Source organism: Pseudomonas sp. MIACH (assembly GCF_001269925.1).
Taxonomy (GTDB): Bacteria; Pseudomonadota; Gammaproteobacteria; order Pseudomonadales; family Pseudomonadaceae; genus Aquipseudomonas.
Genome location: NZ_LHVO01000051.1, coordinates 30,019 through 42,605, shown reverse-complemented (window position 1 = coordinate 42,605; position 12,587 = coordinate 30,019). Strand labels below are relative to the sequence as shown.

The window sequence follows — 12,587 nt, the reverse complement described above, 5'->3', positions numbered from 1 at the left end:
CGATAGCGGTCGATCAGGCGACGCGATAACCCGGCCGAACAATCTTCACGCTCAACGCACAGGTCAGAACAAACGGCACCACCATCGCGACCACCATCCCAATCACAAACATCGGAATGGCACTCGGCACGATCGAAATAAACCCAGGCAAGCCACCCACCCCGATGGCCGAGGCCTGCACCTTGTTCAGCGACAGGAAAATGCTGCCCAGCGCCGAGCCCACCAGGGCCGCATAAAACGGAAACTTGAAGCGCAGGTTCACCCCGAACATCGCCGGCTCAGTGATACCGAAGTACGCGGAAATCGCCGAAGTCGAAGCCATGCTTTTATCCCGCGCATTGCGGGTGGTGTAGAACACCGCGAGCGCGGCGCTGCCCTGGGCCAGGTTGGACATGACGATCATCGGCCAGATAAACGTGCCGCCCTGGGTGGAGATCAATTGCAGGTCCACCGCGAGGAACATGTGGTGCATGCCGGTGATCACCAGCGGCGCGTACAGCAGGCCGAAAATCGCGCCGCCGACCATCGGCGCCAGGTCAAACAGGGTGACCACGCCTTCGGTAATCAGGATGCCGAGGTGACGGGTCACCGGGCCGATAATTGCCAACGCCAGCACGCCGGTAACGACGATGGTGGTGATCGGCACGACCAGCAGTTGAATGGCATTGGGCACGCGAGCGCGCAGCCATTTCTCGATGACGCTCATCACATACGCCGCCATCAGGATCGGCAGGATCTGCCCCTGGTAGCCGACTTTCTCGATCTTGAACCAACCGAAAATATCGAAGTAAGGCAGGCTCTGGCCGTCGAGCCCGGCGACCGCCTTGCCGTAGTTCCAGGCGTTGAGCAGATCGGGATGCACCAGCATCAGGCCGAGCACAATGCCGAGGATTTCACTGCCACCAAAACGCTTGGCCGCCGACCAGCCCACCAACGCCGGCAGGAACACGAACGAGGTGTTGGCCATCAGGTTGATCAGGCTCCACAGGCCATCCAGGTTCGGATACGCCTCCAGCAGCGTCTGGCCCTCGATGAACATGCCCTTGGCGCCCATCAGGTTGTTCACGCCCATCAGCAGACCGGCGATGATCAGCGCAGGCAGGATCGGCATGAACACATCGGAGAACACCCGCACCAGACGCTGCATGGCATTGGTCTTGTCGGCGCCCTTCTTCTTCACGTCGGCGATGGTGGCGGCGGCGAGGCCGGTCTGTTCGCGCAGGGCAGCGTAGACCTTTTCCACTTCGCCAGGGCCGATCACCACCTGGAACAAACCGCCGGTGAAGAACGAGCCCTTGACCAGATCGACCTGGTTCAACGTGCTGTTGTTGACCAGGCTCGGGTCCTTGAGCGCCAGGCGCAGGCGGGTCACACAGTGGGCAGCTTGCTCAAGGTTGTCGCGGCCCCCGAGGTGCTCAAGAATCTCGCGGGCAATGTTCGAATAGTCGTGGCTCATGCTTGGTTTCCACTTTGATTTTTTTTATTGGGGGGCAGTCATTGGCAGCACGCCGAAGCCAAAAGTACTCGTACAGACGAGTTAAAGCAATAACTCGTCTGTACGAGTTACAATTTGTTTAATTCCTGTAGGACACCACACCGCTGCAAGCCGCAGTAATCCAAGGGTCTAATGGACAAACCCCCTCTCTGCCTCTAAGGTTCCTGCCTTGAACGCCAACACGGCACAGAGCCCTATCCATGAGCAAATACAACCAGATCTATACCGATCTGCTTGCCAGCATCACCACCGAACGCCTGCAACGCGGCACGCGCCTGCCCTCCGAAACCGAATTGATGGACAGCTACCAGGCCAGCCGCGGCACCGTGCGTCGCGCCATCGAGCAGTTGCAGGAGCGTGGGTTCGCGCAAAAGATCCACGGCAAGGGCACCTTCGTGCTCTCGCCCAACCCGATCGAGTTCCAACTCGGTGGCATCGTCAGCTTCCACGAAACCCACGCCGACCTGGGCGATGACGTACGTACCGAAGTGGTCGAATTCACCCAGTTCCCGCTGGAAGGCCCGCTGTTGCAACACATCGAAGCCGAGCCCGGCAGCCTCATCACGCGCATCAAACGGGTACGGCGCATCGGCGGCAAACGGGTGATCCTCGACATCAACCACTTCGTCGCCGACCTGATCCCCGGTCTGGACCAGGCGATTGCCGAACAGTCGATCTACGCCTTCATCGAGCAGACCCTGCAACTGCAGATCAGCTACGCCCAGCGCACCATCGAAGCGCTGCCCCGCAGCAAGGACGACCAGGCACACCTGGACCTCGACGGCCAAAGCCATGTGATCGTGGTGAGCAACCAGACGTTTTTGCAGGATGGGCGGCAGTTCGAGTACACCGAGTCGCGGCACACGTTGGATAAGTTTTACTTCTCCGATATCGCCAGGCGTTAATTATCTACCCGCTGTCCCTCTGAAGCGCTTGGCATGCTCGGCTCTCCCCCTTCAAGGAGAGCAACATGCCGCTGACCGACACCTCCCCCGCCGCCCAGCAAAAACTCCGCGCCCTGGCCCCTGTGGTGCTGGATGCCTGTCCGAATATGCAGACGATGGCGATCAAGGCTGCGCGTGAGATTCTGACCAAGCATGGCCTGCCAGACCTGGATCCCGATCATGTCTACTGGCACCGCTTCGACAGTGGCATCGGTGACCCTGCGACCTTTACCGGCTGGAGCCACAACCAAAAACCCCAGCAGTCGATGACGCTGACGCAGTTGGTCATTCACCGCTTCGAGGTGCACGACCAGGACAATGCCGACTTGCTCGATGGCGACGGTGGTTTTTATCGCGAGGGTGCCGAAGCACGGTTATTCGATCGACACAACGAAGTGCAGCTGTCCGCCAGCGCGGTGCTCAACGACTTCTGGAGCATCGATTTCAGCGACCGCTATACCACCCGCATGGAGAAGTTCTGGAGCGCCCACTTCGACGACTTCCGCACCCTGGCCAAAGTCAACTGCCTGGCCCAGGCCCTGCAGGCGCGACAGGCCGGGCACCTCACCGAGCCCCAGTTGCACACGGTGCTGCAAGCCCTCGCCAGCAACCTGTCCTGGCCCCCAAGCCTGTCCAACCTGCAAGCCAAGGTCACTTCCGCCGACGGACTGCGTGTGGCGGCGCTGGATATCGGTGGGCATATCGCCACGGATATCCTGCGCATCATCGACGGCGATGGCCGGCAAATCCTCTATGTGCCAGGCGAGTCCCAGACCTTCTATGGTTTCGAGACCCCCGCCGACCTGCATTTCTGGCTGCTGAACCAGACCAACCATGCGGATAACCGCGCCCGCTTCATGGCCCACTTCCCGCTGTCGGCCCAGGTCCAACAGGACGACACCGACGCCGTCACCTGGAAGCAGATGCTGCTCACCCCCGTGCTGATCTACCGCAGCGCCCAGGCCCTGGCGGGCACCCTGCCGCCGGACTGGGTGGACAAGGGCTTGTGCCACCAACTCGACCAGCTGTTTATCGACTGGGGCACCTGGGACCACCACCTGATCAATCAGACCGACCACACCCTCGAACACGATGCCTTCACCTGGCTGGCACAATCGAGCCAGGCGCGCATGCACAACGATGCCGACTTCGCCCTGCGCAGCAATGGCGACCTGCGCAAGAAACTCTGGATCGGCTACCTGAACGCCTTTGGCAAAACCTTCGGCCCGATGGCGGTGGCCGGCTGGCCGGTGGCCCTGGTGGTGGTAGGCGCCAGCGTGGCCAATCTAGGCCTGAATATCGACCAGGCGATCAACGGCAAAACCCTGGCCGAACGCCGAGCCGGGGAGCTGGGTGCGATTCTCAGTGCCATCGACACGCTGTTTAACCTGGCGCTGCTGAAAGCCGATGGGGTTGTGCCCGACATCGCCGAAGCGGCCGATACCGTGGCGGTTGAAACCCAGGTACCGGTTGTCACACCCGCAGTGCCTGAACCGGTGGTGCCCCTTGCCTACCAGACCAACCTGATACTGGAGGGCGAAACCCTCAACACGGCTCCCGGAAAGTTTCACCAGGTGTATTCCCTCAGGACCTCCGACGGCATGCCACAACATGCCATCCTGCTGAACGATGAGGCGTATTACGTGCGCTACGAAGGCGATCCCAACGGCAGGGGTTATTGGGCCATTGTCGACCCTAACAACCCCCACAGTTTCTACGGCTCGCTGCCGGTGCGCCTGGACGAGTTCAACCAATGGCAACGAGTTTACGCCGGCAAAGGCCTGAAGGGCGGCGGTGGTAACTCCAGTAAAGCCGCGAGGGGAACAGCGCCCTCACCTCTCACGCCTCCACCGCAACCCAGGATTGCGCCGACCAACCCAGTGCGCAGGGTCACCACACCTTTCGATACCCCACCCTCGACCCGTGCGGAAACAAAACGCTGGGCAATGGGGCTCACCGAAACCCACGTTCACACTCGGTTCGGCCGCATAGACCGCTTCAACTACTACTACTACGGCGACACCCACCGCAGGCTGCTGCAATCGGCGCAAGACTTTTACAACGAACTGTCCTGGGCCCGCTTGCCCCCTCGCCCGGATATCCCGGCGTTTGAGCCTGCCACACCATTCGCCGACGCTCTCGAACGCCTGCCCGAAGACCTGCCGGGCTACGTCATCGGTGAAACCCTGGACCGCGTCACCAGCACCCGCCTGGTGATCGAAAACATGCCCGTCTTCGCGCGCAAGGGCGTAAAAACCCTGTACATGCGCCGCCTGCTCAACGATTTCGCCCAGGATGATCTGAATCGCTACTTCCAGACCGGTGAGATGTCCGAGGACCTGGAAAGCTACCTTGGCAAGCTGGGCACCGATCCATCCGGGCAATTCAACGAACTGGAACTGATCAAGACCGCCAGGGCCAACGGCATACGCGTGCAGGCCACCGACTGCGCGGCTCACTCCATATACCCCAGCCCTATCGCCGACCTTTCAGAACAGGCGATGAGCAATTATCTCACCCATAGCGTTATCCAGGCCGACAGGGCCCTGAATGGTGGCGGTAAATGGCTGGTGCTGACCGGCGCAAGGAACATCAACACCTTCAAGGGTTTCGCCGGGATCAGTGAACTGGAAGGTGGCATCGGGTTGCGCATCGAAGAGGTGCTACCTGGGCAAGGCAACGAGGTACGCCTGGACCCCGGCATCGCCATTGATCGCGACAGCGCCCCCTCCGATCAAGACGTCAGCGACAGCTTCGATATCTTTCATGCCGACCTGCAGGTGCAAGTGGAGGCCCCGCGGGTACACCGCACGCTGGAGCAACAGCAGCGACTGCTGACGCGCAAGGGCATGTACCTGATCGACGCAAGCCAGGGCCGCTATACCCTGCTGCATCACAGCCGCGCCATGGGGATCGTCACCACGCCCATCAATCGGCTGGCCGATGGCAGTTTTTACATCGACCGCCCCGCCTGGGCAGGCGTGCATGAGGTGCACTTCCCCACTCTGGAAAGACTCTCCAGCGCCCTTACCAATATGGGCATGAGCCTGCAAAGCCGGCTTCCCGTTTAACAGGCAATAAAAAACCTGGCCGAGGCCAGGTTTTTTAGGATTCAACGCAGGCCTTACGACCGGGGTTGCTTATTCCCACTCAATCGTCGCCGGCGGCTTGCTCGACACGTCATAAGTAACGCGCGAAATACCTTCGATCTCATTGATGATACGGCCGCTGACGGTTTCCAGCAGTTCGTACGGCAGGTGCGCCCAACGGGCAGTCATGAAGTCGATGGTCTCTACGGCACGCAGGGCCACGACCCAGGCGTAACGACGGCCGTCGCCGACCACGCCAACCGATTTCACCGGTTGGAACACCACGAAAGCCTGGCTGACTTTGTGGTACCAGTCGGCCTTGCGCAGTTCTTCAATGAAGATGTGGTCGGCACGACGCAGCAGGTCGGCGTATTCCTTCTTCACTTCACCGAGGATGCGCACGCCCAGGCCCGGGCCTGGGAATGGGTGGCGGTAGACCATGTCGTACGGCAGGCCCAGTTCCAGGCCCAGACGGCGGACTTCGTCCTTGAACAGTTCGCGCAGTGGTTCTACCAGCTTGAGGTTCATCTCCTCAGGCAGGCCACCCACGTTGTGGTGGGACTTGATCACGTGGGCCTTGCCGCTCTTGGCGCCGGCCGACTCGATCACGTCGGGGTAGATGGTGCCCTGGGCGAGGTACTTGATGTTGTCCAGTTTGTTGGACTGGGCATCGAATACGTCGATGAAGGTACGACCGATGATCTTGCGCTTCTTCTCCGGGTCGGACTCGCCGGCCAGGTTGTTCAGGAACTGTTCTTCGGCGTTGGCGCGGATCACCTTGACGCCCATGTTCTCGGCGAACATGGCCATCACTTGCTCGCCTTCGTGCAGGCGCAGCAGGCCGTTGTCGACGAACACGCAGGTCAGCTGGTCGCCAATGGCCTTGTGCAGCAATGCCGCGACCACGGAGGAGTCAACGCCGCCGGACAGGCCGAGCAGGACGTTGTCGGTGCCGACCTGGGCGCGCACGTTGGCGATGGCGTCTTCAGCGATTTTCGACGGGGTCCACAGGGCTTCACACTCGCAGATGTCGAGGATGAAGCGCGACAGGATGCGCCCGCCTTGCTTGGTGTGGGTCACTTCCGGGTGGAACTGCACGCCGTAGTAACGACGCTCGTCGCTGAACATGCCGGCGATCGGGCAGCTTGGGGTGCTGGCCAGGATGTGGAAGTCTTCCGGCATCCTGGTGACCTTGTCACCGTGGCTCATCCATACATCGAGGCCAAACAGGCCGTCGGCGTCGACGTGGTCTTCGATGCCGTCCAGCAGGCGGCTCTTGCCGACCACGTCGACACGGGCATAACCGAATTCACGCAGTTCGGAACCTTCAACCTTGCCGCCCAGTTGCTCGGCCATGGTCTGCATGCCGTAGCAGATACCAAAGACAGGAACACCCAGGTCGAACACGGCTTGCGGGCAACGCGGGCTGTTGGCTTCGTGCACGGACTCGGGGCCACCGGCGAGGATGACGCCTTTCGGTGCGAATTCGCGAATCGCTTCGTCATCCATGTCGAACGGGTGCAGTTCGCAGTACACGCCGATTTCACGCACGCGGCGGGCGATCAGTTGGGTGTACTGGGAACCGAAGTCGAGGATCAGGATGCGGTGGGCGTGAATGTCGAGGGCCATGAAGTCAGTCTCGTCTAATGAATCAGAAACAACTCGGGGCTGAAAGAACAGCCCCGGTTACTTAACGTTTTGCTGGAAGCCTCAACCTACGCGGTAGTTTGGCGCTTCCTTGGTGATCTGCACGTCGTGGACATGGGATTCAGCCATGCCGGCGCCGGTGATCCGTACGAACTCTGGCTTGGTGCGCATTTCTTCGATGTCGGCGCTGCCGGTGTAGCCCATCGAGGAACGCAGGCCGCCCATCAGTTGATGGATAATGGCGCTCAGGGTGCCCTTGTACGGCACACGGCCTTCGATGCCTTCCGGTACGAGCTTCTCGGCGCCTGCCGAGGAGTCCTGGAAGTAACGGTCGGAAGAGCCTTGCGCCTGGGACATGGCGCCCAGCGAACCCATGCCGCGGTAAGCCTTGTAGGAACGACCCTGGAACAGTTCGATCTCGCCCGGCGCTTCTTCAGTACCGGCGAACATCGAGCCCATCATCACGCAGGAAGCACCGGCAACGATGGCCTTGGACAGGTCACCGGAGAAACGGATGCCGCCGTCAGCGATCAACGGCACGCCGGTGCCTTCAAGGGCAGCAGCGACGTTGGCGATGGCGCTGATTTGCGGCACGCCCACACCGGCAACGATACGCGTGGTGCAGATCGAGCCAGGGCCGATACCGACCTTGACCGCATCGGCACCGGCTTCGGCCAGGGCCTTGGCGGCAGCGCCGGTGGCAATGTTGCCGCCGATCACCTGCACGTCAGGGAAGTTCTGCTTGACCCAGCGAACGCGGTCGATCACGCCTTTGGAGTGACCGTGGGCAGTGTCGACCACTACCACGTCAACGCCGGCAGCGACCAGGGCCGCTACGCGGTCGCCAGTGTCTTTGCCGGTACCGACCGCAGCGCCGACGCGCAGACGACCTTGGTCATCCTTGCTGGCCAGCGGGTAAGCCTTGGCTTTTTCGATGTCATTGACGGTCATCATGCCTTTGAGGGCGAATTTGTCGTCGACGATCAGCACGCGCTCGATGCGGTGCTTGTGCAGCAGTTCGCGCACATCGTTCTTGTCGGCGCCTTCCTTGACAGTCACGAGGCGCTCTTTAGGCGTCATCACTTCGCGGACGGTGACTTCAAGACGGTTCTCGAAACGCACGTCACGGGAAGTGACGATGCCGACCAGGTCGCCATCGTGCAGTACTGGAACGCCGGAGATGTTGTGCAGGCGGGTCAGGTCGAACAGATCACGCACGGTAGCGTCGGCTTCGATGGTGATCGGATCTTTCACCACACCGGCTTCGTAACGCTTGACCTTGCGCACTTCGGCAGCTTGCTGCTCGATGGTCATGTTCTTGTGGATGATGCCGATGCCGCCTTCCTGAGCCATGGCGATTGCCAAACGGGCTTCGGTGACGGTGTCCATGGCAGCGGAAACCAGGGGAATATTCAGCTCGATGCCACGGGTTAGGCGGGTCTTGAGACTGACTTCGTTAGGAAGCACCTCGGAATAACCGGGCACTAGGAGAATGTCGTCGAATGTCAGAGCTTCTTGGCTGATACGCAGCATCGCGGGGGCTCCCGAGCGGGAAAATGGAAGCGCGCCATTATACTCAGACACCCCCCAGGTCTCAATGTAAAACTCTGACATATTTGGGAATAGTGATAGAAGGGCTACAGCTCGACTTTGACCCAACTGATCTTCTGGTCCAGCCAATCGGCGAATTCGTCGATAAAGCTCTGCTTGAACCCCGCCTCCGCCCAGTTGTTGAAGATGAACCCCAGGTTGGAAAACCCGCACTCCTGCAAGAACAGAAACCCGTTGATGTCATCTTCATGCCCACACAGCGGGCAGGTGAAGTTGTCGGTGTGGCCGGGCATCCAGTCTTCCAGGCTTTCGAACAACGCCTCGCCGACTTCCTTGAGGCATTCCGGGCAGCCGGCTTCTTCGAGAAAGCCCTTGGCCGGGGTGTAGATGCAGCGCTTGTAGATGATCTCCAGGCCATTGACCGGCTCGCTGAACGGCAGCGCTTCGGGGTGCAGCACCACGGCGCGGGCGCCGTCGGCCAGGGCGTAGGCCATGCGGTTGCCGGTGCGGCCACAGGTGGTCAGTTCTTCCTTGATGATGTTCTTGCGCACCAGCCAACGCACGATCGCCCGGGCGCGGGGTTCGTGGACGGGCAAGGTGGAGATTTTCGGGACAAGGATGCTTTGGGAATTCATGAGAGTCCTGCGGTGTGGCTTCTGGCCCCATCGCGGGCCCGGGAGGACGGCAGCTTAATCCCTGAAGAAATCAGGTCAAGTGCTCAAGTACCGCCCAATCAATGCAATGCCACTGGCCAATACCAGCCAGGTCACCAACCGAACGAAGGCCTCACGAGACATGCGCATCGTCAGCCTGCGCCCACACCACAGCCCCAGGGCCATTGCGGGCAACAGGCAGAGTGCCAACATCAGCAGCGGCAAATCAGCATACACCCCGGCGATCAGGAACAGACTCAGGCGCACCACCGTGCTGCAACTGATCAGCGCGCTTTGGGTGGCGCGTGCCGCGTCCTTGGGCAAGCGGCTGTTCAGATAGATTGCATATAAAAAGCCACCACTGCCGAACAACGCCCCAAACAGCCCGCCCACGGTGCCCATCGGGATCGACCACCCCGCCGCCATTTGCGTGGGCCGGGTTTTCACCGCCAGGCTGTAAATCGCATAGGCGCTGATAAACAGCCCCATCAACAGCAGCAACAGATCCGAATGCAGATTGAGCAAAAACACCACGCCGAGGGTGCAGCCAATCGCCATGCACGGCAGCAATCGCAGCAGCTCCGGCTTGTTCACCTCTCGTCGCGTTTGCAGCAGGCCACCAAACGCCGCGACAAAATCCAGCAGCACCAGCAGCGGGATGATTTTCGACAGGGGCATAAACACAAGCAGGACCGGACCGGCCACCAACGCCGTGCCGAATCCCGCGATGCCAAACACGATATAGGCCACGACGATGCCCAGGCCGATCACCAGCCAATCGACACCGCCAAATGACCACTGACTCATCAGCTCAACCGGGCTCATGGGATATTCCTTGTAGGAGATTGCCATCACTTTAGCCAGCGGTGAGGGTTGCGACTAATATCTTCAAAGTCCTCCACCCATCTCGAAAAGGCATGACGCGTGATTTCCACCCGCCAACTGCGTTACTTCGTCGAAATCGCCGACAGCGGCAGCTTCAGCGCTGCCGCCGAACGTTTGTTTGTCGCGCAGTCGGCCCTGAGCCGGCAGATCAAGGAGCTGGAAATCCAACTGCAAACCCCGCTGTTTGAACGCACCGCGCGCCAGCCCCGGCTGACCGCTGCCGGCGAAGCCTTTTATCCTCGGGCGCGCAACCTGCTGGGTGAGCTGCACAAGGCCAGTGAAATGGCGACCCAGGTCGGCAATGGCGAACTCGGCACCCTGCGCCTGAGCCATTCGAGCACTGTGCCGATGAGCGGCCCGTTACTGCGAGGCATCAGCACTTGGCTGGAACGCTGTCCCGGCGTGTCGATGGATATCGCCAAACTGTCCTCCGAAGCGCAGTTGGAAGAAATTGCCGACGGTCGCCTGGATGTCGGGGTGCTGCGCTTGCCCGTGTTGCGCCAGCGCGACGGTGTGCGGGTCATGCCTTTATACAGTGAGCAACTGCTGCTGGCCGTGCCTGCGAATCATGCGCTGGCACGCAACCGGGCTCCCGTCGAACTGGGGCAATTGAGGGACGAGGCGTTTATCTCTATCCCCCATCCCCAGCGCGGCGGCCTGAGTTATCTGTCGGCCGAGCTGTGCATGCGTGCGGGATTTTTCCCCAAGGCCGCGCGGGTGATGTCACGCAAGACTACACAGTTGCAGTTGATCCAGGCCGGCTTCGGTATAGCCTTGCTGCCAACGTCCATGCAGGACATCGCCCCGGCCGACGTGCACTTTTTGCCCCTGGCCGACCCGGACTGCCTGAGCACCGTGGCCCTGGCCTGCCCGCCATCACCGAGCGCGCTGGTGGAGCAATTCTGTCAAACCTTGCGCGAATGCCTATAAACTGCCGCCCATGATTAAAGATCCTTTTGCCCGCTTGGGCCTCGACCGCGAAGTCCTGACTGTCAGCCAACTCAACGGCCGCGCGCGGGTGTTGCTGGAAGACGTGTTCACCAATATCTGGGTCGAAGGCGAGATCTCCAACCTCGCCCGCCCGGCCTCCGGCCACGTGTACTTCACCCTCAAGGACAGCGGCGCCCAGGTGCGGTGTGCGTTGTTTCGCAACAATGCCGCTCGGGTGCGCCAGGCGCTGAAGGATGGCCTGGCGGTGAAGGTGCGCGGCAAGGTCTCGCTGTTCGAGGGCCGGGGCGACTACCAGTTGATCCTCGATACCGTCGAACCCGCCGGCGATGGTGCGCTGCGCCTGGCCTTCGATGCACTGAAGGAAAAGCTCAGCGCCGAAGGCCTGTTCAGCGCCGAGCGCAAGGTGCCGCTGCCGGCCCACCCGCGCCGCATCGGCATTATCAGTTCGCCCACGGGTGCGGTGATCCGCGACATCATCAGCGTGTTCCGTCGTCGCGCGCCGAACGTCGAGCTGACATTGATCCCTACCGCCGTGCAAGGCCGCGAAGCGATCCCGCAGATTGTGCGGGCGTTGAAGCTGGCGGACGCCCGAGGCTTTGACGCGCTGATCCTGGCCCGTGGCGGTGGCTCCCTGGAGGACCTCTGGTGCTTCAACGAAGAGGCCGTGGCCCGTGCGGTGGACGCTTGCGTGACGCCGATCGTCAGCGCCGTCGGCCATGAGACCGATGTGTCCATCAGCGACTTTGTGGCGGACGTGCGCGCGCCTACGCCGTCCGCCGCCGCCGAGTTGCTGGCACCGGACGCCAGCCACCTGGTGCGCCAGGTGGAAAACCTGCATCGCCGCCTGGTGATGCTGATGCGCAATCGCCTGACCCACGACCGCCTGCGCCTGGAAGGCATGGCCCGGCGCCTGCGCCACCCCGGCGAACGTCTGCGCCAGCAGGCCCAGCGCCTGGATGACCTGGATATGCGCTTGCGCCGCGCCTTCGAGCGCAGCCTCAATACCCGTCGCGAACGCCTGATCCGTCTGGAAACCCGCCTCGCCGGCCAGCATCCAGGCCGCCAGTTGGCCCTGCTGCGCCAGCGCCTCGACAGCCTCGCCGAACGCCTGCCGCGTGCCATGCGCGAAGGCCTCAAGGCGCGTCGCCTGCAACTGCAAAGCCAGGTGCAGACGTTGCAGGTGGTCAGCCCGCTGGCGACCCTGGGCCGTGGCTACAGCATTTTGCTCGACGAACGTGGCCAGGCCATCCGCAACGCCGCGCAAACCCACACCGGCCAACGCCTCACCGCGCGCCTCGGTGAAGGTCAATTGCAAGTGCGGGTGGAAGACAACCACCTGACACCCGTTACCCTTTCGCTACTGGATTGATCG

At 61.4% G+C, this 12,587-nt stretch carries 9 protein-coding genes; 4 read left to right on the top strand and 5 right to left on the bottom strand.

Annotated elements, in window-relative coordinates; translation table 11 throughout:
• Positions 1-13: 13 nt before the first annotated feature.
• Positions 14-1,456, bottom strand: coding sequence for a PTS system trehalose-specific EIIBC component (treP, locus tag AD670_RS18640; protein ID WP_053135548.1), 1,443 nt, complete (start codon positions 1,454-1,456; stop codon positions 14-16).
• Positions 1,457-1,695: 239 nt separating this feature from the next.
• Here treP and treR point away from each other — a divergent pair, with 239 nt between their 5' ends.
• Together treR and AD670_RS18630 are read left to right on the top strand one after the other, a co-directional pair.
• A complete protein-coding gene (gene treR, locus AD670_RS18635; RefSeq protein ID WP_053135545.1) occupies positions 1,696-2,400 on the top strand; it encodes a trehalose operon repressor in 705 nt (234 codons plus the stop codon).
• A 65-nt stretch (positions 2,401-2,465) separates the two neighbouring features.
• Complete coding sequence (locus AD670_RS18630) at positions 2,466-5,510, top strand: membrane-targeted effector domain-containing toxin (RefSeq protein WP_053135541.1); 3,045 nt, start codon at positions 2,466-2,468, stop codon at positions 5,508-5,510.
• A gap of 69 nt (positions 5,511-5,579) precedes the next feature.
• Here the strand turns inward: AD670_RS18630 and guaA are convergent, their stop codons facing one another.
• The 4 genes from guaA to AD670_RS18610 all read right to left on the bottom strand — a co-directional run bounded on the left by guaA (position 5,580) and on the right by AD670_RS18610 (position 10,204).
• Entirely contained in the window at positions 5,580-7,157 is a 1,578-nt protein-coding gene (gene guaA / locus AD670_RS18625; RefSeq protein WP_053135539.1) for a glutamine-hydrolyzing GMP synthase, read from the bottom strand.
• 81 nt (positions 7,158-7,238) lie between these two features.
• On the bottom strand, positions 7,239-8,708 hold the full coding sequence (guaB, locus tag AD670_RS18620; protein ID WP_003209646.1) for an IMP dehydrogenase: 1,470 nt from the start codon (positions 8,706-8,708) through the stop codon (positions 7,239-7,241).
• 104 nt (positions 8,709-8,812) lie between these two features.
• Positions 8,813-9,361 (bottom strand): hypothetical protein, encoded by a 549-nt coding sequence (locus AD670_RS18615; RefSeq protein ID WP_053135536.1) that lies wholly within the window; start codon positions 9,359-9,361, stop codon positions 8,813-8,815.
• 75 nt (positions 9,362-9,436) lie between these two features.
• Positions 9,437-10,204 (bottom strand): sulfite exporter TauE/SafE family protein, encoded by a 768-nt coding sequence (locus tag AD670_RS18610; protein ID WP_053135533.1) that lies wholly within the window; start codon positions 10,202-10,204, stop codon positions 9,437-9,439.
• Between the two features lie 99 nt (positions 10,205-10,303).
• Here AD670_RS18610 and AD670_RS18605 point away from each other — a divergent pair, with 99 nt between their 5' ends.
• Together AD670_RS18605 and xseA are read left to right on the top strand one after the other, a co-directional pair.
• Entirely contained in the window at positions 10,304-11,194 is an 891-nt protein-coding gene (locus AD670_RS18605; protein ID WP_053135531.1) for a LysR family transcriptional regulator, read from the top strand.
• 10 nt (positions 11,195-11,204) lie between these two features.
• Positions 11,205-12,584: an exodeoxyribonuclease VII large subunit gene (gene xseA, locus AD670_RS18600; protein ID WP_053135528.1), complete on the top strand. Its 1,380-nt coding sequence runs from the start codon at positions 11,205-11,207 to the stop codon at positions 12,582-12,584.
• Positions 12,585-12,587 lie beyond the last annotated feature (3 nt).

Bases quoted from the DNA above. Each gene is read 5' to 3' on its own strand.
- treP (WP_053135548.1), bottom strand. From the start codon at position 1,456: ATGAGCCACGACTATTCGAACATTGCCCGCGAGATTCTTGAGCACCTC.
- treR (WP_053135545.1), top strand. From the start codon at position 1,696: ATGAGCAAATACAACCAGATCTATACCGATCTGCTTGCCAGCATCACC.
- AD670_RS18630 (WP_053135541.1), top strand. From the start codon at position 2,466: ATGCCGCTGACCGACACCTCCCCCGCCGCCCAGCAAAAACTCCGCGCC.
- guaA (WP_053135539.1), bottom strand. From the start codon at position 7,157: ATGGCCCTCGACATTCACGCCCACCGCATCCTGATCCTCGACTTCGGT.
- guaB (WP_003209646.1), bottom strand. From the start codon at position 8,708: ATGCTGCGTATCAGCCAAGAAGCTCTGACATTCGACGACATTCTCCTA.
- AD670_RS18615 (WP_053135536.1), bottom strand. From the start codon at position 9,361: ATGAATTCCCAAAGCATCCTTGTCCCGAAAATCTCCACCTTGCCCGTC.
- AD670_RS18610 (WP_053135533.1), bottom strand. From the start codon at position 10,204: ATGAGCCCGGTTGAGCTGATGAGTCAGTGGTCATTTGGCGGTGTCGAT.
- xseA (WP_053135528.1), top strand. From the start codon at position 11,205: ATGATTAAAGATCCTTTTGCCCGCTTGGGCCTCGACCGCGAAGTCCTG.